At 60.9% G+C, this 24,822-nt stretch carries 22 protein-coding genes; 10 read left to right on the forward strand and 12 right to left on the reverse strand.

The genetic code is table 11. The features are described from left to right. Positions 1-54: 54 nt before the first annotated feature. From PG899_RS21085 to PG899_RS21125, 9 genes are all read right to left on the reverse strand, one after another. Positions 55-345, reverse strand: a complete 291-nt coding sequence (locus tag PG899_RS21085) for a hypothetical protein (RefSeq protein WP_270697632.1) — start codon at positions 343-345, stop codon at positions 55-57. Positions 346-533: 188 nt separating this feature from the next. Next, positions 534-1,010, reverse strand: coding sequence for an SMI1/KNR4 family protein (locus tag PG899_RS21090; RefSeq protein WP_075384293.1), 477 nt, complete (start codon positions 1,008-1,010; stop codon positions 534-536). Positions 1,011-1,123: 113 nt separating this feature from the next. Further along, positions 1,124-1,654 (reverse strand): hypothetical protein, encoded by a 531-nt coding sequence (locus PG899_RS21095; RefSeq protein ID WP_045789375.1) that lies wholly within the window; start codon positions 1,652-1,654, stop codon positions 1,124-1,126. 1,096 nt (positions 1,655-2,750) lie between these two features. After that, positions 2,751-3,557, reverse strand: a complete 807-nt coding sequence (gene trpA, locus PG899_RS21100) for a tryptophan synthase subunit alpha (protein ID WP_016351386.1) — start codon at positions 3,555-3,557, stop codon at positions 2,751-2,753. Then, positions 3,554-4,747: a tryptophan synthase subunit beta gene (gene trpB / locus PG899_RS21105; RefSeq protein WP_016351385.1), complete on the reverse strand. Its 1,194-nt coding sequence runs from the start codon at positions 4,745-4,747 to the stop codon at positions 3,554-3,556. The genes trpA and trpB overlap by 4 nt, the downstream gene beginning before the upstream one ends. An 80-nt stretch (positions 4,748-4,827) precedes the next feature. Next, a complete protein-coding gene (gene trpCF / locus PG899_RS21110; protein ID WP_016351384.1) occupies positions 4,828-6,324 on the reverse strand; it encodes a bifunctional indole-3-glycerol-phosphate synthase TrpC/phosphoribosylanthranilate isomerase TrpF in 1,497 nt (498 codons plus the stop codon). Next, positions 6,324-7,352: an anthranilate phosphoribosyltransferase gene (trpD, locus tag PG899_RS21115; RefSeq protein ID WP_016351383.1), complete on the reverse strand. Its 1,029-nt coding sequence runs from the start codon at positions 7,350-7,352 to the stop codon at positions 6,324-6,326. Before trpD ends, trpCF begins: the two co-directional genes overlap by 1 nt. A 10-nt stretch (positions 7,353-7,362) precedes the next feature. Beyond that, positions 7,363-7,962 carry an aminodeoxychorismate/anthranilate synthase component II gene (locus tag PG899_RS21120; RefSeq protein ID WP_016351382.1) on the reverse strand — a complete coding sequence of 200 codons (600 nt, stop codon included), beginning with the start codon at positions 7,960-7,962 and terminating at the stop codon, positions 7,363-7,365. Then, positions 7,955-9,589 (reverse strand): anthranilate synthase component 1, encoded by a 1,635-nt coding sequence (locus PG899_RS21125; RefSeq protein ID WP_045789376.1) that lies wholly within the window; start codon positions 9,587-9,589, stop codon positions 7,955-7,957. The genes PG899_RS21120 and PG899_RS21125 overlap by 8 nt, the downstream gene beginning before the upstream one ends. A 437-nt stretch (positions 9,590-10,026) precedes the next feature. Here PG899_RS21125 and rnm point away from each other — a divergent pair, with 437 nt between their 5' ends. The 7 genes from rnm (at position 10,027) to PG899_RS21160 (ending at position 15,638) form a co-directional block, all read left to right on the forward strand. Next, positions 10,027-10,908, forward strand: a complete 882-nt coding sequence (rnm, locus tag PG899_RS21130; protein ID WP_045789377.1) for an RNase RNM — start codon at positions 10,027-10,029, stop codon at positions 10,906-10,908. A gap of 102 nt (positions 10,909-11,010) precedes the next feature. Then, on the forward strand, positions 11,011-11,631 hold the full coding sequence (locus tag PG899_RS21135) for an L-threonylcarbamoyladenylate synthase (protein WP_016351379.1): 621 nt from the start codon (positions 11,011-11,013) through the stop codon (positions 11,629-11,631). Next, a complete protein-coding gene (locus PG899_RS21140; protein ID WP_270697637.1) occupies positions 11,576-12,535 on the forward strand; it encodes a segregation and condensation protein A in 960 nt (319 codons plus the stop codon). The genes PG899_RS21135 and PG899_RS21140 overlap by 56 nt, the downstream gene beginning before the upstream one ends. Positions 12,536-12,570: 35 nt before the next feature. Next, complete coding sequence (gene scpB, locus PG899_RS21145) at positions 12,571-13,167, forward strand: SMC-Scp complex subunit ScpB (RefSeq protein WP_011706719.1); 597 nt, start codon at positions 12,571-12,573, stop codon at positions 13,165-13,167. Further along, positions 13,160-14,083, forward strand: a complete 924-nt coding sequence (rluB, locus tag PG899_RS21150) for a 23S rRNA pseudouridine(2605) synthase RluB (protein WP_011706718.1) — start codon at positions 13,160-13,162, stop codon at positions 14,081-14,083. The genes scpB and rluB overlap by 8 nt, the downstream gene beginning before the upstream one ends. Positions 14,084-14,283: 200 nt before the next feature. Then, complete coding sequence (tesB, locus tag PG899_RS21155; protein ID WP_011706717.1) at positions 14,284-15,156, forward strand: acyl-CoA thioesterase II; 873 nt, start codon at positions 14,284-14,286, stop codon at positions 15,154-15,156. Between the two features lie 113 nt (positions 15,157-15,269). After that, positions 15,270-15,638, forward strand: coding sequence for a glyoxalase superfamily protein (locus PG899_RS21160; protein WP_024944105.1), 369 nt, complete (start codon positions 15,270-15,272; stop codon positions 15,636-15,638). Positions 15,639-15,687: 49 nt separating this feature from the next. On the opposite strand, the gene PG899_RS21165 is transcribed toward PG899_RS21160, so the two are convergent. The 3 genes from PG899_RS21165 to PG899_RS21175 all read right to left on the reverse strand — a co-directional run bounded on the left by PG899_RS21165 (position 15,688) and on the right by PG899_RS21175 (position 18,459). Continuing rightward, on the reverse strand, positions 15,688-16,866 hold the full coding sequence (locus PG899_RS21165) for a dicarboxylate/amino acid:cation symporter (RefSeq protein ID WP_024944106.1): 1,179 nt from the start codon (positions 16,864-16,866) through the stop codon (positions 15,688-15,690). A gap of 195 nt (positions 16,867-17,061) precedes the next feature. Then, positions 17,062-17,565 carry an SAM-dependent methyltransferase gene (locus tag PG899_RS21170; RefSeq protein WP_024944107.1) on the reverse strand — a complete coding sequence of 168 codons (504 nt, stop codon included), beginning with the start codon at positions 17,563-17,565 and terminating at the stop codon, positions 17,062-17,064. Between the two features lie 252 nt (positions 17,566-17,817). After that, on the reverse strand, positions 17,818-18,459 hold the full coding sequence (locus PG899_RS21175; RefSeq protein ID WP_042862723.1) for a TetR family transcriptional regulator: 642 nt from the start codon (positions 18,457-18,459) through the stop codon (positions 17,818-17,820). A 143-nt stretch (positions 18,460-18,602) separates the two neighbouring features. On the opposite strand from PG899_RS21175, the gene PG899_RS21180 reads away from it, so the two are divergent. Genes PG899_RS21180 through PG899_RS21190 form a run of 3 tightly spaced genes read left to right on the forward strand, consistent with a single transcriptional unit; the run spans position 18,603 to position 24,365 of the window. Further along, positions 18,603-19,796 (forward strand): efflux RND transporter periplasmic adaptor subunit, encoded by a 1,194-nt coding sequence (locus PG899_RS21180; RefSeq protein WP_024944109.1) that lies wholly within the window; start codon positions 18,603-18,605, stop codon positions 19,794-19,796. 17 nt (positions 19,797-19,813) lie between these two features. Continuing rightward, positions 19,814-22,963, forward strand: coding sequence for an efflux RND transporter permease subunit (locus PG899_RS21185; protein ID WP_024944110.1), 3,150 nt, complete (start codon positions 19,814-19,816; stop codon positions 22,961-22,963). Continuing rightward, on the forward strand, positions 22,956-24,365 hold the full coding sequence (locus PG899_RS21190) for an efflux transporter outer membrane subunit (RefSeq protein ID WP_024944111.1): 1,410 nt from the start codon (positions 22,956-22,958) through the stop codon (positions 24,363-24,365). The genes PG899_RS21185 and PG899_RS21190 overlap by 8 nt, the downstream gene beginning before the upstream one ends. Positions 24,366-24,822 lie beyond the last annotated feature (457 nt).

A 24,822-nucleotide genomic window follows, 5' to 3' on the forward strand; every position in this document is an offset into this window, starting at 1 on the left:
AACCAGATAATCCGATGAGATGCCGGTTTGCCTCACTCTCATGCAAAGGTAAGATCAACCATTTAATCCGCTTACCCGTTCTTTGTCTGGTGTAGAAAAAAATACATATATGGGTTCACTTTCAGGTACTTTAGCGTTAAGCACGCCGAGGCTCAAATGCCCCCCAAACCTACCAGAAATAAAGTCTGTCACAGGGGGGTATAATGCACTTGAAAACGCTATTAAAAGGCTAAAAGCACCAATGGATAAAACTCGTTTTTTTAAAATTGTTTTAGTGGTTTGTTTCTGAGATTTATTCTGTAGGCTACGGTTGGTTGACTTATTTATATTGCGTTTCTTACCCAAAACTATTCCTCTATCTATAAATATTAGGACGCCCATCTCTTTGTATTCTGGCTATGAAAATCTTGCTCAGAAAGGTGTGTGTCCGAAAATTTGGTACTTTTGGTTGTGGGCACATGTTCCCGGCCTCAACCCGTTTGTCAGTATGCTACTTGGTGTGGCCCTGCCGTTTACTGGCCCTTGTAAAGCGCCTAGTCATATAAGTGCCCCAAACTAACAAAATTTGAATTGAGCCAATAAGGATAAGAACCTTTACTTTTGATCAAGCTATTCAAGAGAAATGTGAAACTGTATGCAATTATGGAGGATTCACTTGTTGCATGGAGTTCCCAGAAGCTATCGTAACAGTAGCCAAATTGAGAATCCCCCAGATTTATGCTTATTGCTTGTTCAGGGCCATTTCTTGCGATGATATAGAAATTATTAGAAATATCATCCTTGGGTATGTCTTTCTCATATTCTTCAGGCAATAAATATGGATTCGCAGGGATTAGTTCTTCTGGTGACGAGATCTTAAACCAGTAGTCACATGCTTCAAATAGAATTACACCACCGCAGAGTGAATAAAATTCTTTTAAATCACTTGGAATATCTATGTCAGGAATGCCTGAAGGTGGCAATACCTTACAGTTTTCCATCTCACCAATCCGTTGGATTAACTCTCTCATTATCTATTTTCCTAAACTATCTCTGCGCTTAACGTTTGGTTAAGGGGCCAGCTTTAACCGGTTCCTAGGAGTAAAGCGAGAGATTTTAACCATTTGTTAGAGCCATGCTGCTGTTAATTTCTGTGCGCTAAGGAACCAATTTCTTTTTTAAATTTGTAGCACGTGGCTTCAAAAGCTTCCTGAGCAATGACAAAGTCTTTTGCGCGTAATTTGCTTTTCTCTGGGTCGCATAAGAACTTTGCAATTTTGCTTCGGGCTAGGTCAACTTCTTTATAGTTTTCTTCTAACTCTGGGAAGTGGACCCAGATAAGCATCTTTAGTTTTTGAGCTTCACCAGGCGCCATGAGATCACATTTATTGGTCAGCTCTAATACTTGGTTGTAATTTAGCTTTCCTGAATAACAGCGTAAATGATGCAGATAAATGTTGGAGAAATTGACTTCCCATTTTTCAAATAAAAGATACGTTTCTTCTATTTTTATAATTCGCTGCTCGGCATATTTCTGCTTTGCTTGCGTCTCAGAATTGGATTTTGATAGCTTTAAATTGAAAAGATTTGTGATGACGACTGCAAGTAATGTCGATACAGCAGTTATAAGGCCGCTAATTATGATTGTGATGTCTTTTATTTCGATGCCTGTCAAAGTTATGTCCTAGGCTCTAAAGTTTGATTAAGGGGCGTACAAAAGCGAAGCTTTTGGATGCTCCTAGTGGGCGAAGCGAGCGATTTGACCACTAGTTAGGTGTCTACCCAAGGGAAATTAAATCTATGGCTTTCCTGAACAAAGTATTTTTTGCCACATCTCGAATGTTGATCTAAAAATCGTAGGTTGGTGCTGAATGAAGTGAAGCACAAAGTTGACCGCGAATATATCTGAAAATTTGTTTTACGGATTGTTGCATCCTTGTTGGTCCCGAACTGATTGGCGCAATAATACTCGCCTATTGGGCTTCGCTATGCTACACGCCAACCTACAAAAAAACCACGCTACCGCCCCTGAGTGACAGCCCCCAGTTCGCTACTGTTAACCTGCGAGATTGCAACAATCGCTGTCATGGCGTTCTTCCGAGAGGTTGATTGTCATTCGGGTATCTTAAGGGGGAGGGTGGTGCGTTGAGAAGCGTGTTTTGGCGGGAATCTGTGTTGGATCAATAAATTAGTCATCAGTAGTGTTCAACGCGAGCAAGTTGGGTTGCAGTAGATTTCCTTCACCCCAACCCTCTCCCAGGGGGAGAGGGAGCATATCTGCTGTTAGACGGAGCTGTGGGCTGGCATGGTGTTGATCCCCCTCTTGTTCGCTGAGGCGAGTCCTCTTGTCCAGGCCGCGAGGCAGGATGCCGAGCGAGCGGCGCTGGGCCATGGACGGCCCATCGGCGCGTGTCGTTGGACAAGAGGGTGAGCCGAAGGTATCCGACGTCAGTCGGGCGAATAAGTGGGGGTGGCCTTTCTTTTGGTGACTTTTCTTTGGCCACGCAAAGAAAAGTCACTCGCCCAGGCCCGAAGGGCGGGCGAAACCCCGTCGAGGGCAGAGCCCTCGTGTCCCATGCGGCGAAGCCGCATCAAGGGGCTCACCGCTGCCTCGGGCGTTCGGATTAACTCCGCCCGGATCGCGAACGTCTGATTACGCTTCGCTAATCAGACCTACAGAGAAGCCAACCCCTGACGCCAGATAACAAAAGGGAGCCTATCAGGCTCCCTTTTTGCAAACATAGTCAATGGCATGTGACCCATGCCGTCCCTTATCGATTGGTCGCGGCCTTCATCCCTTCCACAAACTCTTTCAGACGAGTGAGCATATGCTCCGGATTCTGGTGGTGGGTCTCGATGATCTTCACCACGGCGGAGCCGGAGATGGCACCGGCGGCGCCAGCGGCGATCGCTTCACGTACCTGAGCCGGTTCGCTGATGCCAAAACCGAGCAGGGCGGGGGGCGCCTTGAACTCGCGCAATGTGTTGATCAGCCCCTCCACCGGCATGCCGGCCTTGGTCTCGGCGCCGGTGACGCCGGCGCGGCTCACCAGATAGGTGTAACCATTGCCGAGCTCCGCCACCTGTTTCAGGGTCTCGGCGTCGCCATTGGGCGGGGCGATAAAGATGCTGTCGATACCGAACTTGTCGGCGGCCGCCTTGTAGGGTTCGCACATCTGCACCGGCACGTCGGCCACCAGCACCGAATCCACGCCTGCCTGCTGGCACTTCTCGTAGAAGCCGTCGATTTTGCGCACATAGACCAGGTTGGCGTAGACCAAGAGGCCAATGGGCAGCTGCGGGTACTTGGCGCGGATGCGGCCGAGCAGTTCGAAACAGTCATCCGGGGTGGTGTGGCTGGCAAAGGCCCGCAGAGCGGCGCCCTGAATGGTGGGGCCGTCCGCCACCGGATCGGAGAAGGGAATGCCGAGCTCGAGGGCATCGGCGCCCCCTGCGACCAGCGCATCGACGATGGCCAGTGATAATTCGGGGGTGGGGTCACCCAGCATCACGAACGGCACAAAGGCGCCCTGATTGGCCGCGTCCAGACGGGAGAAGAGTTGTGCGTAACGGTTCATGACAAGGTTCCTTCTTTTTCAAAGATGTCGGCAACGGTGAAGATATCTTTGTCGCCACGGCCGGAGAGGTTGACGATGAGCACCTGTTCTTTTTCCGGTTCACTGCGGGCCATCTTGAGGGCGTGGGCCAGTGCGTGGGAGGACTCCAGCGCCGGGATGATGCCTTCGGATTTGGCCAGCTCCTGGAAGGCGTCCAGCGCCTCCTTGTCGGTCACCGAGGGGTACTCGGCGCGGCCGATGGCGGCCAGATGGGCATGCTGCGGGCCAACGGAGGGGAAATCCAGCCCCGCCGAGACGGAGTAGGACTCCTGAATTTGCCCCTGATTGTCCTGCATCAGGTAGGAGTGCATGCCAAAGAAGACTCCCTTGCTGCCGTGACCCAGCGGCGCGCCGTGCTCGCCACTCTCGATGCCGTGACCACCCGGCTCGACGCCGATGAGACGCACTGATGGCTCATCGATAAAGTCGGCAAACATGCCGATGGCGTTCGACCCACCGCCGACGCAGGCGATCACCGCATCGGGCAGTCGCTCCTCCTTCTCGAAGCACTGGGCCTTGGCCTCTTCGCCGATCATCTTCTGGAACTCCCGCACGATAGTGGGGAAGGGGTGTGGGCCGGCGGCGGTGCCGAGCAGGTAGTGGGCCGACTCGTAGTTGGCGGCCCAGTCGCGCAGCGCCTCGTTGCAGGCATCTTTCAGGGTACTGGAGCCGGAGTGCACCGGAATGACGGTGGCGCCCATCAGCTTCATGCGAAATACGTTCGGTTTCTGGCGCTCGCAATCCTTGGCACCCATATAGACCCGGCACTTGAGGCCGAGCAGGGCGCAGGCCAGTGCAGTGGCCACACCGTGCTGACCGGCACCGGTCTCGGCGATGATCTCTTTCTTGCCCATCCGCTTGGCCAGCAGCGCCTGACCCAGCACCTGGTTGGTCTTGTGGGCGCCGCCGTGCAGCAGGTCTTCACGCTTCAGATAGAGGCGGGTCTTGGTGTCCTTGGTCAGATTGCGAGTCAGGGTGAGCGGGGTCGGGCGACCGGCATACTCGGTCAGCAGGGTCTGAAACTCGGCGATAAAGGCCGGATCATCCTTGGCATCGACGAAGGCCTTTTCCAGCTGGAGCAGGGCGGGGATGAGGATCTGGGGCACGTACATGCCGCCAAATTCACCAAAAAACGGGTTGAGCAGGGTCATGGTTTCTTCCTTATACCTTGAGTCGAAAACGGAATATCAATTACGAAACAGTGATTCAGTGGCGGCCTCACAGGGCGCGCTCACAGTTGGCGCAGGGCAGCAAACGCGGCCGCCAGCTTGTGCGCATCCTTCTGGCCCGGGGCACTCTCTACCCCGGAGTTGAAATCAAGGCCGAGGCAGCCCACTTGCGCCGCCTGCAGGGCGTTGTCGGGATTGAGGCCGCCCGCCAGCATCAGCTTGGCTTTATCGAGATTGGCCAGCAGGGCCCAGTCGAACGCCTGACCGGTGCCGCCGCTCTGGCTGCCGACTTTCGTATCCAGCAGCAGGCGATCGGCCGGGTAGTCGAGGGCGGGCAGCGGCTCACCACTTGTGACTCCAACTGCCTTCCAGATCTGGCAGCCAGCCGGCAGCAGCGCCCGCAGCCCCTCGATATAGGCGGCATCTTCATCCCCGTGCAGCTGCACTGCGGAGAGCCCGAGCGCCTCCACCGTCTTGACGAGGGTGGCGGGCTGGGCGTTACGAAATACCCCCACATAGGCGAGCGGCGCGCCCGCCATCACGGCGCGGGCGGCGGGGATGTCCACGTAGCGCGGGCTTTTGGCCACAAAGATAAGACCCCCGAATACCGCGCCTGCCTGATGGGCCGCAGCGGCGTCTTCGGCGCGGGTCAGGCCGCACACCTTGTTCTGGCCCAGTACCAGCTTGCGCACCGCCGCCTCCAGATCCGGCTCGGCCATCAGGGATGAGCCCACCAGAAAGCCCTTGGCGTGGTGGCGCAGATCCGCCACCTGGGCGCGGTGGTTGATGCCGGACTCGCTGATCACCACCCGATCGCTCGGAATATCTTTGGCCAGCTGTTTGGTGCGGGCGAGATCGACGCTCAAGTCGCGCAGATCCCGGTTGTTGATGCCAATCACCGGCGCGCCAAGGGCGATGGCGCGGGTCAGCTCTTCTTCGTTGCTCACCTCGGTGAGCACGCCAAGACCCAGCGCTTTGGCCACCGCGAACAGGGCGCGATAGCCCTCGTCGGTGAGCACCGAGAGCATCAAGAGGATGGCGTCCGCCTGATAGTGGCGGGCCAGATAGACCTGATAGGGGTCAATCATGAAATCCTTGCAGAGCACCGGCTGGCTGACGCGGCTGCGCACCCGCGGCAGGAAGGCAAAATCCCCCTGAAAGAACTTCTCGTCGGTCAGCACCGAGATGGCGGTGGCGTATTTGCCATAGATGTCGGCGATTGCCTCCGGGCTGAAATCGTCGCGGATCAAGCCCTTGGAGGGGGAGGCCTTCTTGCACTCCAGAATAAAGCGGGTGGAGCCCGCCTTGAGTGCCCCGACGAAATCCCGATCGCTGGGGGTCAGCGTGCTCTGGAAGCTCTCCAGCGGCTGGGCCAGTTTGCGGGCGGCGACCCACTCCTGTTTGGTCGCCACGATCTTGCCGAGAATGGTCTGGCTGATGGAGGCCATGTTCAGAAAAGCATGGGGGGCAATAAGGTCTGACATCTCGTTATCCTTGCGAAACTGGCTCTTGCCCTGTGGGCATTCTGAATGACTGCTGTGCAACATGGTGGCTGACATCATGCCTCCTGATGACCCGCGTCCTGATGGCTTAAAGTGGCGAGCCGGGCGGCCAGATCCGCAGCCTTGCCGCTCGCCAGTACCGCCAGCACCTGGGCCGCGGCGCTCTTGAGATCCTTTGCCTTGCCTGCCATCAGCAGCAGCGGCGCCACGTTGGCGGCGATGGCTGCGTTGTGGGCCGGGGTACCACGCCCTTCCAGAATGGCGGCGGTGATGGCGCGGTTCTCTTCAGGCTCACCGCCCTGAATGGCGCTGACCGGGTAGGTCTCTAGGCCAAAGTCAGCCGGGGTTAACAGAAACTCGCGGATCTCGCCGTCACGGATCTGGGCCACCTGGGTCGGGCCGTGGATGGCAATTTCATCCAGCCCGGCACCGTGCACCACCATACCGGTTTTCAGCCCCAGTGCCAGCAGGGTTTCGGCGATGGGGCGCACCAGCTCGGGGGCATAGACCCCCATCAGCTGATAGGTGGGGCGGGCGGGGTTGATAAGCGGCCCCAGCACGTTGAACAGGGTGCGGGTCTTGAGGGCCTGGCGCACCGGCATGGCGTGGCGCACCCCGGCGTGGTACTGGGGGGCGAACAGGAAGCAGATGCCGAGCTCGTCCAGACAGCGGCGCGCCTGCGCCGGGCTCATGTCGAGCTTGATGCCCATTTTGTCCAGCAGATCGCTCGAACCCGACTTGCTCGAGACCGAGCGGTTGCCGTGCTTGGCCACTTTCAGGCCGCAGGCGGCGGCGACCAGCGCCGAGGTGGTGGAGACGTTGATGGTGTTGAGGCCATCGCCACCGGTGCCGACGATGTCGCAAAATTCATAGTCCGGACGCGGGAAGTCGCGCGCTTCTGCCAAGAGGGCCTCGGCGGCGCCAGCGATCTCCTCCGGGGTCTCCCCCTTGATCTTGAGGGCGGTCAGGAGACTGGCGAGCACGATGGGGTCCACTTCGCCACGTACCACCTGGCCGAAGGCGTCGCGGGTACTTTCACGGCTCAGAGACTGACCCTGATAGAGGGTGTTGAGATGATGATGCATGTTGGTCTCCTTACCGCACACTGCTTTCTGGACGGGTGATATGGGCGAGCGCCTGGGTCAGCAGACGGGCCCCTTCCGAGGTCATGATGGATTCCGGGTGGAACTGGAAGCCCAGCACCCGCTCATCCTGCTGCTCGATGGCCATGGGCATGCCCTGATAGTGGGCAATCACCGTCAGCTCTTCCGGTACATAAGTGGCGACCAGCGAGTGGTAGCGGGCCACCGGCAAGGGGCTTTGCAGCCCCGCGAAGGCGCCGTGGCCGTTGTGCTCAATCAGCGAACGCTTGCCGTGGACGATCTCGCCCGCGGCGCCGACGGTGCCGCCGTAGGCTTCGCACAGGGCCTGATGGCCGAGACAGATACCGAGGATGGGCACCTGACCACGGGCCAGCTTGATGAGGTCGATGAGGCAACCCGCCTCGTGGGGGGCGCCCGGCCCCGGCGAGAGCACCAGCACGGCATCCCCTTCGCAGGCGGCGATTTCGCTCATGATGCGGCTCGCCGGCAGGCTGTTGCGGTAGATCCGCACCGGATAGCCGAGGGAGCGGAACTGATCGACGAGGTTGTAGGTAAACGAATCGAAGTTATCGAGCAGGAAGATGTTAGTCATGGCTCACGTCCTTATGTTGCTCCTGCTGGGCGCTCAGGGCTTGCAGGGAGGTGCCATGGCTGGCTGCAATGGCGGCCAGCACGGCGGCCGCCTTGGCGCGGGTTTCGTCCGCCTCGGCCTGGGGTTTGGAGTCATAGACCACCCCGGCGCCGGCCTGCACGTGGGCCACGCCCTCTTTGACAAAAGCGGAGCGGATCACGATGCAGGTATCCATCTCGCCGGCGCCGTTGATGTAGCCGACCGCGCCGCCGTAGCTGCCGCGGCGCTTGCCTTCCACCATGCGAATCAGCTCGCTGGCGCGGATCTTGGGGGCGCCGGTGAGGGTGCCCATGTTCATGCAGGCCTGATAGGCGTGCAGGGCGTCAAGGTCGGCGCGCAAGGTGCCGACCACCTTGGAGACCAAGTGCATCACGTGGCTGTAGCGATCCACTTTCAGCAGCTCCTTGACGTAGCGGGTACCGGGCTCCGAGATGCGGGCGATATCGTTGCGGCCCAGATCCACCAGCATCAGGTGTTCGGCCACCTCTTTTTCGTCTTGACGCAGTTCCAGCTCGATGCGGCCGTCGAGATCCCGGTTGATGCTGCCATCGGGGTTGAAGCCGCGGCGGCGGGTGCCGGCGATGGGGTACATCTCCACGTCGCGGCTGGTGGCGCAGAATTTCACCGCGCTCTCCGGCGAGGCTCCAAACAGGGTGAAGCCCTCATCCTGCACATAGAACATGTAGGGGCTGGGGTTGGTCTGTTTGAGGCGGCGATAGGCGGCGACGGGGCTGGGGCAGGGCAGGGAGAAGCAGCGGGACGGCACCACCTGGAAGATGTCGCCGCGGCGGATAAAGCCCTTGAGCTTCTCCACCTCGGCGCAGAACTGCTTGTCGCTCTTGTCCACGCTCATGCCGCCGGCGAGGGTCGGGGTGGCCGGAGCCTGCGCGGGGGCTTGCTGGCAGGCGTGCTTGAACTGGGCGAGGCGCTCGCTCAGGCGGTTGTATCTGTCTTCCACCCGGCTTTCGTCGCTGTCACCGCCGAAGATGCAGGCGAGCAGCGCAGTGGAGCGCGCGATGTGGTCGATGGTGATCAGGGTCTCGGCCACGTAGAAGCAGTAGTCGGGGCAGTCGTTGCTCCCCTGTGGCACGTCGGGCAGATCTTCAAAGGAGGCGATGAGGTCGTAGGCGAAGCTGCCGGCTATAAACAGGGCCTCTTTGCCAAGCTGACAATCGAGCTCCCGCTGCAGGGTGCGCAGCACGTCCAGCACGCTGATCCCCTTGAGGCGGCTGTCTTCGTCCTGCTCCCGATCGGAGGCCGGGAAGTCGAGCTGCAGCTCGCCGTCTACCAGCGAGCGAGCCACCACCACAGGCAGGCGCTCGGCCAGCAGGCTCTGCAGCTGGGCGCCGTTGTCGTTGAGGCTGCGCACCCGCACGGTGCGGCCACGGCACTCGATGCGCAGGCAGGCGTCCACCAGCAGCAGGCTCTGTTTGCCGGCCTTGGAGTCGATCTCGACCGATTCCAGCAGCAGGTTGTTGGGGCGACCCTGGCAAAGCTCGCTGTAGAGTGCCAGCGGATCGGCCACATAGGGGGCGTTGAGGGTGAGGGTATCGAATTCACCCAGAGGAAGGCGATGGCTGGCTGTCATAGTGCGTTCCCTTGCGTGTGATGCTGTTTACCGATGTTCATGACGTTGAATTCCTTGAAAATTTAATGGGTCTGGGGTGGCTGGTTCAGGGGCGCCATCGCCAGGTCAGGTTGCTTGTCTGAATTCTCGGTTTCATCACAGGTCCATTTGCCGGATAATAAAAAAGCCCGCTGGGGTCAGCGGGCTTTTTCTTTGGGTTCTTTATTTGCTGTCAGATTTACAGGTACAGCAACGACCACACGCCCGCATGTCAGGGAGTGTGCCACCACCAGATGGTCAGGATGGAAGTCGTTTGCATGATAAAGTCCTGTAAAAAGATGTTTGCAATGAAGTGCCTACAGAAAACGATAAAGCCGCGGCCAAGTCAAGTCGCTTTTTAGCCTTCTTTCACCGAATGTGTACCCATGGTGACCTGACCACGAGAGCGGAATAATCTGATGAGATTCGATCTACACTGCCATACCACGGCCTCGGATGGCGTGCTGAGCCCCGCCGAACTGGTGCGCCGCGCCGCCGAACAAGGGGTCGAGGTGTTAGCAGTTACTGACCACGACACCCTTGCCGGGCTTGATGAGGTGCGCCGCACCATCGCCGCCGAGCAACTGCCGCTGCGGCTGGTGAGCGGGGTCGAGATCTCCACCGGCTGGGAGCATCACGAAATTCATATCGTGGCGCTGGGGGTGGATGAAAAAAATCCGCAGCTGGTGGCGTTTCTGGCCGGCCAGCTGGCCCGTCGTGAGGCGCGCGCCCAGGAAATAGGGCGTCGTCTGGAGAAGTGCCAGCTCCCTGGCACCTATGAAGAGGCCAAGCAGCTGGCTGGCGACGCCGCCGTGACCCGGGCCCACTTCGCCCGGGTGCTGATGGCGCGCGGGGTGGCCGATACCATGCAGAAGGTCTTCAAAAAGTACCTGAGCCGGGGCAACAAGGGCTATGCTCCGGCCGAGTGGCCCGAGATGGGCGAGGCGATCAACGCCATTCACGCCGCTGGCGGGCTGGCGGTGCTGGCCCACCCGAGCCGTTACGATCTCACCGCCAAGTGGATCAAGCGGCTGCTGGTGGCCTTCAAGGCAGCCGGTGGCGATGCCATGGAGGTCTCGCTGCCCCAGCAGAGCCCGCAGGAGCGGGCGAATCTCGGCCAGTGGGCCAAGGAGCACGACCTCTACATCTCGGTAGGATCGGATTTTCACTTCCCCTCCAACTGGACCGAGCTGGGGCGCCACCTCTGGTTGCCCAAGGAGGGGATGCCGCTCTGGCTGGCCCATCCCGGCCACTTCGGCCTGAGCGCCGAGCAGCACGCCGCCCTGCTGGCCAGCCGTTGATAGGCGCCGGCGGGCGTCAAACAGATTAAGGTAGTGTCGTGGAGCCTGGCTCCACGGCCATCAAGCGGGCAGGCATTGCCGCCCCCATTGCGAGAACGAGTCATGAGTCAGCACTTTTACGTACATCCGGAAAACCCCCAGGCCCGTCTGATCAGCCAGGCGGTACAGATCATTCAGAACGGCGGCGTCATCGTCTATCCCACCGACTCGGGCTATGCGCTGGGTTGCCAGATGGGCGACAAGGGCGCGCTGGAGCGCATCTGCCGCATCCGCCGCATCGATCCCAATCACGATTTCACCCTGGTGTGTCGCGATCTCTCCGAGATCTCCACCTATGCCAAGGTGGACAACACGGCGTTTCGCCTGATCAAGAACAACACCCCCGGCCCCTACACCTTCATCTTCAAGGCCACCAAGGAGGTGCCGCGTCGCCTGATGAACGAGAAGAAGAAGACCATCGGCATCCGGGTGCCGGACAACAAGATTGCCCAGGCGCTGCTGGAAGCGCTCGGCGAGCCGCTGCTCTCCACCACCCTGATCCTGCCGGAATCGGACATGGCGGAGTTCGACCCGGAGGAGATCTTCGACAAGCTGGGCAAACAGCTGGATCTGGTGGTCAACGGTGGTTATCTGGGCGAGCAGCCCACTACCGTGGTGGACTTCTCCGATGACGAGCCGGTGCTGCGTCGGCGTGGTGCCGGGGACCCGACTCCGTTTGAGTGATACTGCCGATCCTGTGCCGGTGACGACCACGCCCATGACGGGCGAGAAGGTGGCGAGCGCGGCGGGGGAGGCCGCTCCCCCCCAGGCCGTCCCGTCTCCCATCGCCCGGGTGCTGGGGCAGCCCTATCACGAGCTGCCCCAGGATTTATTCATCCCGCCCGATGCGCTGGAGGTGTTTCTCGATACCTTCGAGGGGCCGCTCGATCTGTTGCTCTACCTCATTCGGCGCCAGCAACTGGACATCCTCAACCTGCCGATCCTGCAGATCACCGCCCAGTACATGGAGTACGTGGAGCTGATGCAGGGCCTCAATCTGGAGCTGGCGGCCGAATACCTGCTGATGGCGGCCTGGCTGGCGGAGATAAAATCCCGTCTGCTGCTGCCCAAGGCGCCGGAGCTGGAAGATGAGGAGGAGGGGGAAGACCCCCGCGTTACCCTCATTCGCCGGCTGCAGGAGTACGAGCGCTACAAGGTGGGGGCGGAGCGGGTCAACGAGTTGCCGCGGCTGGAGCGGGAGATCTTCATCGCCACCGCGCTGCCGCCGGATTTTGGCGATCTCAAACCGTTGACGCCCGATGTTTCGCTGGTTGAGCTCGCCCTTTACATGCAAAGTGTGGTAAAACGCGCGACTCATTTTGAACATCACCAGATCCGCCGTGAGCAGATCCCGACCCGGGTGCGCATGGCGGAGATCCTTGCCATGCTCTCGCTGGGCCAGACCCTGCGCCTGGATCGGGTGCTGCGCGCCGAAGAGGGGCGCATGGGGGTGTTGGTGACGTTTCTGGCGTTGCTGGAGCTGTGCAAAGAGCAGCTGATCTGGATCCTGCAGGCGGAACCGCTGGGGCCGATCCACTTTGCCCTGGCCGGCCAGCATGAGGAGAGCGAGCGTGGCGCTGCCCACTGAACGGTTGAAGAGCCCGATGTTGCGAGGAGCGGACCATGGCGCTGCCGGCTGAACGACTCAAGACGCTGATCGAGGCGGCGCTGTTCGTCGCTGGACGCCCGCTCAACGTCAGCGAGCTCAAGAGCAGCGTTCTGGCGGACTACCCGGTCACCAGCCGCTACGTCCAGCTGTTGTTGGCGGAGCTCAGACAGGATTACAGCGAACGGGGGGTGGAGCTCAAGGAGGTCGCCTCCGGCTGGCGCTTTCAGGCCCGCCAGGAGTACGCCGAGGAGCTCTCCAGGCTCTGGAGCGAGCGGGCTCCCCGTTATTCGCGCGCCGTGATGGAGACGCTGACGCTGATCGCCTATCGTCAGCCCATCACCCGGGCCGAGATCGAAGCCATCCGCGGGGTGGCGGTCTCGAGCCAGATAGTGAATACCCTGAAAGAACGTGGCTGGGTGCGCAGCATCGGTCACAAGGAGGTGGTGGGCCGCCCCGAGCTGCTCGCCACCACCCGAGAATTTCTGGATTATTTTAATCTGCAGAGTCTGGAGCAGCTCCCCGAGCTGGATCCCGAACTGCAACCCTCGTTGTCCACGCTGACATTGGCAGCTGCGGGCAGCGATCAACAATCAGGTAACCCCGATGAGTGAAAAACTGCAAAAAGTGTTGGCCCGCGCGGGTCACGGCTCCCGTCGTGAGATGGAGGCCCTGATCACCGCAGGTCGGGTCAGTGTGGATGGCAAGGTCGCCACACTGGGGGATCGCGTCGAAGTGAACGCCGTGATCCGGGTGGATGGTCACCAGATCAAGACCCGTGCCGCAGAGGAAGTGATCTGCCGCGTGCTGGCTTACCACAAGCCGGAAGGGGAGATGTGTACCCGTCACGATCCGGAAGGTCGTCCCACCGTGTTTGATCGTCTGCCCAAGATGGAAGGGGCCCGCTGGATCGCGGTCGGCCGCCTCGACGTCAACACCTCAGGTCTCTTGCTGTTCACCACCGACGGTGAGCTAGCCAACCGGCTGATGCACCCGAGCCACGAAGTGGAGCGGGAATACGCGGTGCGGGTCTTTGGCGAGATCACCGAAGCCATGCTGCAGCGCCTGCGCAAGGGCGTGCAGCTGGAAGACGGCATGGCCAAGTTCAACAAGATCAAGCCGGCCGGCGGCGAGGGTCTGAACCAGTGGTTCAACGTCACCCTGACTGAAGGTCGCAACCGTGAAGTGCGCCGCCTGTGGGAATCCCAGGAAGTGCAGGTGAGCCGCCTGATGCGCATTCGCTACGGCGACGTGCAGCTGGATCGCGGCATCCCGCGCGGTGGCTGGCAGGAGCTCAAACTGCCCGAGGTGAACTACCTGCGTGGCCTGGTCAACCTGCCCAACGAGACCGAGTCCAAGGTCGATCTGCAGCAGGATGGCAAAACCAGTCGTCACAAGCAGGCCGCTCAGATCCGTCGCGCCGTCAAGCGCCACAAGGAGATGCAGGGCAAGGAGCCGCGTGCCCGCGCCACCACCGCCCGTCGCAAGCCGACCTCCTCCACCCGCAACTCGGGTACCGGCAGCAAGTAAGCGCTGCGTGGCCGCAAGGCCGCCCTGCAACAGGCCCGCCTCTTCGGCGGGCCTTTTTGTTGGCGCCTTTTGAGTTCGTTATTGTTCAAATTCACGCAAAGCTGAATTAATGGGGCCGGGCAGGCGACTGGCAGAGGCGGGGGTGGTTGCTCGGCACGGGCGGGCTTGTTAGCCTTCCCGCACTGACACAGGAGATAATAATGAGCAAGGTACTTGATGAGCTGCTGGCGTTGCTGGCGCTTGAAAAAATCGAGGAGGGCCTGTTTCGGGGCCAGAGCCAGGATCTCGGTCTGCGGGCCGTGTTTGGCGGACAGGTAATGGGGCAGGCCTTGTCAGCCGCCAAGCAGACGGTGGCAAGCGATCGCCAGGTGCACAGCTTCCACTCCTACTTTCTGCGCCCCGGCGATGCCAACCGTCCCATCGTCTACGACGTGGAGAACATCCGCGACGGTCAGACCGTCTCCACCCGCCGGGTCAAGGCCATTCAGGGCGGCAAGCCCATCTTCTATCTCAACGCCTCCTTCCAGGTCGAGGCGGACGGCTTTGAACACCAGATCGCCATGCCGGCGGGGATCACGCCGCCCGAGCAGCTCAAGAGCGAGCTGGAGCTGGTGCGCCCCTACGAGCAGCAGATCCCGCCCGCCCTGCGCGACAAGATCATGTGCGAGAAGCCCATCGAAATTCGCCCGGTGACCCTGGTCGACCCGATCCGCCCCGACGTGCACGAGCCGCTGCGCCACGTCTGGTTCAAGGCCAATGGCCAGATGCCGGACGATCAGCGGGTGCACAAGTACCTGCTGGCCTATGCCTCTGACTTCCACTTCCTGTTCACCGCCCTGCAGCCCCACGGCGTGTCGTACTGGGAGCCGGACATGCAGGTGGCCACCATCGATCACTCCATGTGGTTCCATCGGGACTTCCGGCTGGACGACTGGCTGCTCTACGTGGTGGACAGCCCGAGCGCCAGCGCCGGTCGCGGCCTGGTGCGCGGCCAGTTCTTTACTCGCGACGGTGTGCTGGTGGCGAGCACGGCGCAGGAAGGGGTGATCCGCCGCCGTGGCAGTAACCCATGAGCAGGCAAAATGGCCGAGTAGGGACGCCATGATAGTGTCTGACCTGCTCAGTTTTGCGCAGGTCAGACTTTGGGGCTTTACCCCGACTACCCAAACGGTAGAGGAGAGACATCATGATCATACCCATCCTGCGCAGTTTCGATGAAGGCAAGTTGCGCGCTTTCTACCTCGATTACCTGGGATTTGTCATCGACTGGGAGCACAGGTTTGGCCCGGATATGCCGCTCTACTTGCAGGTCTCTCGGGGGGACTGGATCATCCACCTTTCCGAGCATCACGACGATGCCTGCCCGGGAGCGGCTCTGCGCCTTTTGACCGACAAGCTCGATGCGTTGCTGGCCGAGTGGCGGACTAAGGGTTATGCCTATGCGAACCCCACCATTGAGACCATGCCCTGGGGCTGCCGCGAGCTGCAGGTGCGGGATCCCTTCGGTAACCGGCTGGTGTTTACCGAGCCGCTGCCGCCTGAAGAAAACGCCTAATAAAAAAACGGGAGCCGATGGCTCCCGTTTTTTTTATCTGCTTGTTCTATCAGGCGGCGTCTTGCTCGGCGCTGAGCGCTGGCTCGCCGTTCTGGGCGAAACGGTCGGCCCACAGGGCGATGACACCGTCGCCGGTGACGTTGCAGGCGGTGCCGAAGCTGTCCTGGGCCAGGTAGAGGGCGATCATCAGGGCGATGGAGGCCTCACCGAACCCCAGCATGGAGGTGAGCAGACCCAGCGCGGACATGACGCCGCCACCCGGGGCACCCGGCGCGGCGATCATGATGACGCCCAGCATCATGATGAAGGGCAGCATGGTGTCGATACCCGGAATGGCCAGATGCTCGGAGAGGAACATCACCGCGGTGGCGCAGGTCACCAGCGTGATGGTGGAGCCACACAGGTGAATGGTGGCGCACAGCGGCACGGTGAAGTTGGCGATGCCGTCGCTCACGCCGTTGTTCTTGCTGGCCTGCAGGGCGACCGGGATGGTGGCGGCGCTGGACATGGTGCCGAGCGCGGTGAAGTAGGCCGGCAGCATGTTCTTGATGAGCTGGGCCGGAGAGCGGCCGAGGGCCAGACCGGTGCCGACGAACAGCACGGAGAGCCAGAGCCAGTGCATCACGATGGCCATCACCAGCACCACGCCGAAGGTCTTCAAGGTAGCGAATACGGTGCCTTCCACCGTCATTTCGACGAAGACGCCGGCGATGTAGAAGGGCAGCAGCGGGATGATCACCTTGGCCAGCAGGCGGTCGATGATGTCACGGCCCTGATCGGCGACCCGGCGCAGATCGGTGGCCTGGGTGGCGCTGATGCCGATGCCGAACACGAAGGCGGCGGCCAGCGCCGACATCACCCCGAACAGCGGCGGGATCTCCAGGTTGATGTAGGAGGCGAGCTTGATGGCGCTCTCGGCGGTGGGCTCGGCGGCGGTGGTCAGGCGCGGGATCAGGTTGCTGGCCACGGTAAAGGCGAACAGACCCGCCAGTATGGTGGAGCAGTAGGAGAGGGCGACCGTCTTGCCCAGCAGCTTGCCGGAGTTCTTTGGCAGGCTGGCGATGCCGCTCATGATGAAGAACAGGATGATGAGCGGAATGGTGAAGGTGATCAGCTGACCTATGACTGTCTTGGCCGTAAACAGCACGCGTGCGACCCATTCCGGGGCGTAGAGACCGAGCAAGAGACCGGCGAGGATGCCGGCAACCAGTTTGAGGACAAGTTTCATAAGTAAATCCAGGTGTTAGTGTCTGATTTGTTATTTAATTTTGATTTTAATGCCGCTTTTTAACACAAAATCCGCATCATGTCTGTCTTGTGTGCGTTAATGTCGAGTTAAATATTGTTAAATGTGATCGTGGTAGTGATAGCCACTGACGAGGTGAGCGCGAAGAAAGGTTGGTGATTAATTTGACGCGCTCTTTCAGGCGCGGATCAGCAGAGCGTGCAGCCAGCGGCCATCCGCCTGCTCACACTCCCAGCACCGCTGCAGTTGCAGCGGCAGCGGGGCGATGAGCTGGCGCAGGCCGTCCTCATCGAGCCGGGTCTGGCAGAGGTGTACCTCGGCTGCGGTATCACCAGATGTGCTGCCGGTGGCAGCGAACTGGCCACTGGGGTGGGGAAAGGCGCAATAGAGCGCTCCGGCGGGCTTGAGCAGGCCGGCCAGATGGGCCAGCGCGTCGCTGAGCTCGTCTGGCGCGATCGCCGGCAAGGCGCCGCGCGCCCAGATGCCGTCATAGGGCACCACACTATGCAACTGCTCGATGCTGCAGACCCGCACCGGCTGGCCGCTGCGCCGCGAGGCGATCCTGGCCTGTGCCAGGCGGGCATCGAAGGCCGTCACCACCAACCCCTGCTGGCGAAAGAAGCAGAGATCGTCGCCTTCGTCGCAGCCCGCCTCCAGCAGGTGGGCGCCGGGAGGGAGCAGAGCCAGAAACGATTGGCGCGCCGCTGACCATGGGTCGGCTGAGGGCATGTCAATGGAGGCCGGAGGGCAAGAGGAGGATGAACGGGACATGGCAGGCACCTTGGTTCGGGGGGCGCAACTCAATTTCGGGGGCGTGACTATAGCAAACTTGAGCCAATTTGGCGCCGGGGCGCCAAAGGGATGGCAGGAGATGGAAGGAAGTGAGGGGTTGTCTGCGCCTGGCCAGGGCCGCCAGTGTTCGGCCTTGCTGGCTCAGGGGCGACGGGCGGCCGGGCCGGTTGGCAGGGCGATCAGGGCGAACAGGCTGTCCAGCAGGAAGTCGGCCTCCTGGCGCAGATCGATGCGCTCTGGGAAGTGCAGCCAGTTGATGATGTAGCCGTCCAGAGTGCAGTGCAGCAGGGTGGCTGCCCGTTGCAGATCCAGCCCCTGCGGCAGCTGGCCGAGGAGTACTGCATTGCCCAGAGTGATCTCGAGATCCCGGAAGAAGTTGCTGGACTGGCTGCGCATGTGTTCGCGCAAGGAGATGGCCTCTCCCTCCAGCGACTCCAGGTTGAACATGATGGTGAACATCTGCTGATGGGCGGGCTCGGTGCTTATCTTGATGATCACTCCCTTGAGGAAGGTGCGTAGCTTGCCGAGGGGGTCGGGCTCCAGCTCGGAGACGCAGGCATCGAGCTGGTGGGAGAGGGGTTGGCACAGCTCCTCCCAGAGGGAGACGAACAGCTCTTCCTTGTTCTTGAAATGCCAGTAAATGGCGCCCCGGGTCAGCTCGGCGGCCCTGGCGATGTCGGTCAGGCTGGTCTTGGCCAGGCCGTGTGAGCAGAACAGATCCAGGGCCGTACTCATGATGTGGCAGCGGGTCTGCTGCGCCTCTTCTTTGGTTCTTCTGGCCATCTCTGCGCGCACCTTGTAAAAGTAAAAAAAGTCACTTACATACATTTATGAATGTATGTATATTGCCTCATCTTTCCGATTTTACCAACCGGGTCCTATAAACCCTGTGGTTATTCATTGATAGACAGAGGCTCAGGTTCTCCATGCATAAACATATTCTCGCACGTTCAGTCGGCCTTGCGCTGCTGGCGAGCGGTCTGCTGACCGCTTGCAGCGAACAGGGCAGTGCCCAGCAGGGGCCCGGTGCGATGCCGCCGGCCGCGGTGGATGTCGTCACCCTGCACACGGCGCCGCTGCAGCTCACCACCGAGCTGACCGGTCGCAGCGCCCCGCTGCGGGTCGCCGAGGTGCGTCCCCAGGTGAGCGGCATCATTCTCAAGCGTCTCTTTACCGAGGGCAGCGACGTCAAAGCCGGTCAGCTACTGTACCAGATCGACCCCGCCGTCTATCAGGCTGCGGTGGCCAGTGCCAAGGCCAACCTGGCCAAGGCGCAGGCCAATGAGCAGAGCACCCGCCTCAAGGCCAAGCGCTATGCCGAGCTGGTGAAGGTGAAGGCCATCAGCAGCCAGGAGTATGACGACGCCGACGCGGCCTGGAAGCAGCAGCTGGCCGAAATCGGTGCCGCCAAGGCGGCGCTGCAGACCGCCAACATCAACCTGGCCTACACCCGCATCACGGCCCCCATCAGCGGTCGCATCGGCAAGTCCGCGGTGACCGAGGGTGCCCTGGTGACGGCCCAGCAGGCCGACAGCCTCACTTCCATCCAGCAGCTCGATCCCATGTATGTGGACGTGCGCCAGTCCACCGCCGATCTGCTGCGTCTCAAGCGTCAGGTGGCGGCCGGCAAGCTGACCCAGGACGAGCAGAAAGGCGCCCGGGTGAGCTTCCAGCTGGAAGATGGCTCCACCTACGGCGAAGAGGGCTCGCTGCAGTTCTCCGACGTGACCGTGGATGAGACCACCGGCATGGTGACCCTGCGGGTGATCGTCCCCAACCCTCATCAGCTGCTGCTGCCGGGCATGTTCATGCGTGCCACCCTGCAGGAGGGCGAGCGCGCCGAGGGGCTGTTGGTGCCGCAGACTGCGGTGACCCGTACCCCGAAAGGCGGCGCCACCGTGATGGTGGTGACGGCGGACAACAAGGTGGAGCTGCGTGAAGTGCAGCTGGGCCGCATCGTCGGCAGTGACTGGGTGGTGGAATCCGGTCTCAAGGCGGGCGAACGGGTGATCGTCGCCGGCCTGCAAAAGGTAAAACCCGGGGTCGTCGTGGCACCTGCTGAACAGAGTGCCGCTGCGCAGTCTGCCCAGGCGCCGGCCAATGCCCCGGCCAACAAGTAGGATGGAGTAGTCGCCTCATGGCACGATTTTTCATAGACAGACCCATTTTCGCCTGGGTGATCGCCCTGGTGATCATGCTGGCGGGGAGCCTGGCCATCATCAAGCTGCCGGTCGCCCAGTACCCGAGCATTGCACCGCCGGCGGTGGGCATTTCCGCCAGCTACCCGGGGGCCTCCGCCAAGACGGTGGAAGACTCGGTGACCCAGATCATCGAGCAGAACATGACCGGGCTGGATCACCTGCTCTACATGTCCTCCCAGTCGGACTCCTCCGGCCGGGTATCGGTCACCCTCACCTTCCAGCCGGGGACCGACCCCGACATCGCCCAGGTGCAGGTGCAGAACAAGTTGCAGCAAGCCATGTCGCTGTTGCCGCAAGAGGTGCAGCAGCAGGGGATCCGGGTCCAGAAGACCTCCAGCAGCTTCCTGATGGTGGCCGCTTTCATCTCCAAAGATGGCGCCATGACCAACGATGACCTGGCCGACTACGTGGTGGCCAACATCAAGGAGCCGCTCAGTCGTCTGGATGGGGTAGGGGACATCACCCTGTTCGGCAGCCAGTACTCCATGCGGGTCTGGCTCGATCCCAACAAGCTCAACCGGGTGCAGATGACCCCGGGTGACGTGCAGGCCGCCATCAAGGCGCAGAATACCCAGGTGGCCTTCGGCAAGCTGGGGGGCACCCCGGCGGTGACCGATCAGCAGTTCACCGCCACCATCATGGGGCAGATCCGGCTCTCCACCGTGGAGGAGTTCAACGACATCCTGCTGCGGGTGAACCAGGACGGCTCCAAGGTGCGGCTCAAAGACGTGGCCCGGGTCGAACTGGCCGGCGAAAGCTACGATGCCGAGGCGCTCTACAACGGTCAGTCCACCGCGGCGGTGGCCATCAAGCTGGCGACCGGTGCCAACGCACTGGATACCGCCGAGAAGGTGCGTGGCAAGCTGAATGAGCTCTCCACCTACTTCCCGGCCAACATGGAGATTGTCTACCCGTACGACACCACGCCGTTCGTGAAGATCTCCATCGAGGAGGTGGTACAGACCCTGGTGGAGGCGATCTTCCTGGTGTTCTGCGTGATGTATCTGTTCCTGCAGAACTTCCGCGCCACCCTGATCCCGACCATAGCCGTGCCCGTGGTGCTGCTGGGGACCTTCGGCGTCATGTCGGCGTTCGGCTTCTCCATCAACACCCTGACCATGTTCGGTCTGGTGCTGGCCATCGGCCTGTTGGTGGATGACGCCATCGTGGTGGTGGAGAACGTGGAGCGCCTGATGAGCGAGGAGGATCTCTCTCCGCTCGAGGCGACCCGCAAATCGATGACCCAGATCACCGGCGCCCTGGTGGGGATCGCCCTGGTGCTCTCTGCGGTGTTCGTGCCGATGGCCTCCTTCGGCGGCTCGACCGGTGCCATCTATCGCCAGTTCTCGCTCACCATCGTTTCGGCCATGGTGCTGTCGGTGCTGGTGGCACTGATCCTGACCCCGGCCCTGTGCGCCACCCTGCTCAAGCCCATCAAGCATGGCGAGTTCGGTGCCAAGCGCGGTTTCTTCGGCTGGTTCAACCGGGCCTTCGACGCCAGCGCCAACCGCTATCAGAGCGGCGTGCGCAAGGTGGTCAAGCAAGGGGTGCGCTACGGCATCATCTACGCCGCCATGCTGGCGGTACTGGCCATTCTGTTCATGCGAATGCCCACCTCCTTCCTGCCGGAAGAGGATCAGGGGGTCATCATGTCCATGGTGCAACTGCCGGTCGGTGCGACCAAGCAGCGCACCGAGGTGGTGCTGGCCGACATGCGCGACTACTTCATGAAAAACGAGAAGGATAACGTCGACTCCGTGCTGACGGTGGCGGGCTTCAGCTTCGCCGGTAGCGGTCAGAACAGCGGCATGGCGTTCATCAAGCTGAAAGACTGGAAGGAGCGCAACACGCCAGATCGCAGCGCCAATGCCATCATCGGCCGCGCCATGGGCTACCTGTTCAGCATCAAGGAAGCCCAGGTGTTCGCCTTCAACCTGCCTCCGATCCCGGAGCTCGGGACGGCGACCGGTTTTGACTTCTTCCTGCAGGATCGGGCCGGTGTGGGCCACGACAAGCTGATGGCGGCGCGCAACCAGCTGCTCGGCATGGCGGCGCAGGATCCCAACCTGGTGCGGGTACGCCCGAACGGAATGGAAGACACCCCCCAGCTTGACATCAAGATCGACTACGAGAAGGCGCTGGCGCAGGGGCTCTCCATCAGCGACATCAACAGCACGCTCTCCAGTGCCTGGGGTTCTGCCTATGTGAACGACTTTGTCGACAGAGGACGGGTCAAGAAGGTTTACCTGCAGGCGGATGCCCCCTTCCGGATGAACCCGGAAGATCTCAAGCTCTGGTACGTGCGCAACAGCGCCGGTCAGATGGTGCCCTTCTCCGCCTTTGCCAGCACCGACTGGAGTTTCGGCTCGCCACGGCTGGAGCGTTACAACGGCGTACCGGCGATGGAGATCGTCGGGGAAGCGGCGCCGGGCAAGAGTACCGGTGACGCCATGGCCGCCATCGAGCAGATGGTAAAGCAGCTGCCGGAAGGCATCGGCATCGAGTGGACCGGTCTCTCCTATCAGGAGCGGCAGGCAGGTTCTCAGGCACCGGCCCTGTACGCCATCTCTCTGCTGGTGGTGTTCCTCTGTCTGGCCGCCCTCTACGAGAGCTGGAGCATTCCGTTCTCGGTGATGCTGGTGGTGCCGCTCGGGGTGCTGGGGGCCATTGTGGCCGCCACCCTGCGCGGGCTGGAGAACGACGTCTACTTCCAGGTGGGTCTGCTCACCACCATCGGTTTGTCGGCCAAGAACGCGATCCTCATCGTCGAGTTCGCCAAGGAGCTCTATGACAGGGGTATGGGGCTGAGCGAAGCCGTGGTGGAGGCGGCGCGCCTGCGCCTGCGTCCGATCCTGATGACCTCGCTCGCTTTCATCCTCGGTGTATTGCCGCTGGTGATCAGTACCGGGGCCGGCGCCAGCAGCCGTAACGCCATCGGTACCGGTGTGATGGGAGGGATGATCAGTGCCACCGTGCTGGCCATCTTCTTCGTGCCGCTGTTCTTCGTGCTGGTGATGCGCTATTTCACCAAGCACAGCACCAAGCAGGCGCGTCTGGCCCATGCCGAGGAGATCAAACATGACTAAGACCCTGATCGCCCTGAGCGTGACCCTGCTGCTGGGGGGCTGTTCCATGGCCCCCGATTACCAGCGCCCGGCGCTGCCGCAAGGCGCCGCCTGGCAAAGCAACCAGACAGGGGAGGTGGCCGTTTCCCCCTGGCGCCAGCAGTTCCTCGATCCTGCCCTGCAGCAGCTGATCGCCACGGCCCTTGAGAACAACCGGGATCTGCGCATCGCGGCCCTCAATGTGGAGGCCTACGAGGCCAGATACCGGATCCAGCGGGCGGCCCAGCTGCCGACCCTGGCGGCCAATGGTTCGGGTACCCGCCAGCAGGGTTCGGATGATCTCAGCAGCACGGGGCAGGGCACCATCAGCAGCCAGTACGGTGCCAACATCGGCATCACCTCCTACGAGCTGGACCTGTTCGGCCGGATCCAGAGCCTCAAAGATCAGGCGCTGGAAAACTATCTGGCGCAAGTGGAGACCCAGCGCAGCACCCAGATCGCGCTGATCGCCTCGGTGGCCAACGCCTATCTCACCCTGCTGGCGGATCAGGAGTTGCTGGCGCTGAGCGAGGCGACCCTGGCCACCGAGCAGGAGAGTTATGGCCTGACCGAGTACAAGTACCGGCTGGGGGCCGCCTCCGAAATGGAGCTGGCCCAAGGCCGTACCGCGCTGGAAAGCGCCAAGGTGAGCCTGGCCCAGTACCAGCGGCAGGTGAAGCAGGATCGCAACGGCCTGGCACTGCTGCTCGGGACTGGCGTCCCCGCGCTGATGACCCAGCCGGCGACCCTGGCCGAGGTGCAGCTGGCGGCCATCCCGGTGGGTGCACCATCCAGCCTGCTGCAACAGCGCCCGGACATCCTGGCGGCCGAGCACAGCCTGAAGGCCGCCAATGCCAATATCGGTGCCGCCCGTGCTGCCTTCTTCCCGACCATCTCGCTGACTGCGACGGCGGGCACCGCCAGCAACCAGCTGAGCGGGTTGTTTGATGGCGGCACCGGTACCTGGACCTTCATGCCGCAGATCAACCTGCCGATTTTTGATGGCGGCAAGCGTATCGCGGATCTGGACGTGGCCGAGGTGAGCACCAAGCAGGCGGTGGCGAGCTACGAGAAGAGCATCCAGACCGCGTTCAAGGAAGTAGCGGATACACTCGGCGCCCAGGCTGACTATCAGCAGCAACTGCAGGCGCAGCAGGCACTGGTGGAGGCAAACCAGACCTACTTCAAGCTGGCGGAGGTGCGCTACGAGAAGGGGGTAGACAGTTATCTCACCCGACTCGATGCCCAGCGCTCGCTGTTCAGTGCCAAGCAGGGGTTGATCAGTACCCGTCTGGCGCAGCTCAGCAACCAGGTCGCGATCTACAAAGCTGTTGGCGGCGGCTGGCAAGCCGTCGATAGCGAGGGTGGCAAAGAAAAAAGCTGACAGTAGCCACAGATCTCTCCTTGCGTTATCTTACCGTCACAGGGCGAACCATCAGGTTCGCCCTGTTTTTATGTGGTTAGTAATTATAGCAACAGGGTTTCGTTTGTTTTTTTCCTTATCTAGCAATGATTTGCGAGCGTAATGCACGCGCTTATTATCACATTACTCGATTGGTGTTCATAAGAATCCACCTGTTCTCTATCGAATCTTTATCGAGATCGCCAGCATCGCCCATTTTTAACTATTCATTTCTATAAAAAAAGGGATAGAATCCGACGCTCAATCGGGCTAAAGCAGTGCGGTTTTAGAGGTGTTGCACAAACGTGGCATCTTTGATGTAGTCAGCCGTGATTACGAATCGGCGCTGTCAACATATAACAAGGCTGGAGGGCATGATGACCAACAGCACACACAATCTGGTTAAAAGCAGCAAACTGGGGGCTGTAACTCAGGGGCG

It is taken from the genome of Aeromonas sp. QDB39 (genome assembly GCF_027707585.1).
GTDB classification, from domain to species: Bacteria; Pseudomonadota; Gammaproteobacteria; order Enterobacterales; family Aeromonadaceae; genus Aeromonas; species Aeromonas hydrophila.

Bases quoted from the DNA above. Each gene is read 5' to 3' on its own strand.
- PG899_RS21090 (WP_075384293.1), bottom strand. From the start codon at position 1,010: ATGAGAGAGTTAATCCAACGGATTGGTGAGATGGAAAACTGTAAGGTA.
- trpA (WP_016351386.1), bottom strand. From the start codon at position 3,557: ATGAACCGTTACGCACAACTCTTCTCCCGTCTGGACGCGGCCAATCAG.
- trpB (WP_016351385.1), bottom strand. From the start codon at position 4,747: ATGACCCTGCTCAACCCGTTTTTTGGTGAATTTGGCGGCATGTACGTG.
- trpCF (WP_016351384.1), bottom strand. From the start codon at position 6,324: ATGTCAGCCACCATGTTGCACAGCAGTCATTCAGAATGCCCACAGGGC.
- trpD (WP_016351383.1), bottom strand. From the start codon at position 7,352: ATGCATCATCATCTCAACACCCTCTATCAGGGTCAGTCTCTGAGCCGT.
- PG899_RS21120 (WP_016351382.1), bottom strand. From the start codon at position 7,962: ATGACTAACATCTTCCTGCTCGATAACTTCGATTCGTTTACCTACAAC.
- PG899_RS21125 (WP_045789376.1), bottom strand. From the start codon at position 9,589: ATGACAGCCAGCCATCGCCTTCCTCTGGGTGAATTCGATACCCTCACC.
- rnm (WP_045789377.1), top strand. From the start codon at position 10,027: ATGAGATTCGATCTACACTGCCATACCACGGCCTCGGATGGCGTGCTG.
- PG899_RS21135 (WP_016351379.1), top strand. From the start codon at position 11,011: ATGAGTCAGCACTTTTACGTACATCCGGAAAACCCCCAGGCCCGTCTG.
- PG899_RS21140 (WP_270697637.1), top strand. From the start codon at position 11,576: ATGACGAGCCGGTGCTGCGTCGGCGTGGTGCCGGGGACCCGACTCCGT.
- scpB (WP_011706719.1), top strand. From the start codon at position 12,571: ATGGCGCTGCCGGCTGAACGACTCAAGACGCTGATCGAGGCGGCGCTG.
- rluB (WP_011706718.1), top strand. From the start codon at position 13,160: ATGAGTGAAAAACTGCAAAAAGTGTTGGCCCGCGCGGGTCACGGCTCC.
- tesB (WP_011706717.1), top strand. From the start codon at position 14,284: ATGAGCAAGGTACTTGATGAGCTGCTGGCGTTGCTGGCGCTTGAAAAA.
- PG899_RS21160 (WP_024944105.1), top strand. From the start codon at position 15,270: ATGATCATACCCATCCTGCGCAGTTTCGATGAAGGCAAGTTGCGCGCT.
- PG899_RS21165 (WP_024944106.1), bottom strand. From the start codon at position 16,866: ATGAAACTTGTCCTCAAACTGGTTGCCGGCATCCTCGCCGGTCTCTTG.
- PG899_RS21175 (WP_042862723.1), bottom strand. From the start codon at position 18,459: ATGGCCAGAAGAACCAAAGAAGAGGCGCAGCAGACCCGCTGCCACATC.
- PG899_RS21180 (WP_024944109.1), top strand. From the start codon at position 18,603: ATGCATAAACATATTCTCGCACGTTCAGTCGGCCTTGCGCTGCTGGCG.
- PG899_RS21185 (WP_024944110.1), top strand. From the start codon at position 19,814: ATGGCACGATTTTTCATAGACAGACCCATTTTCGCCTGGGTGATCGCC.
- PG899_RS21190 (WP_024944111.1), top strand. From the start codon at position 22,956: ATGACTAAGACCCTGATCGCCCTGAGCGTGACCCTGCTGCTGGGGGGC.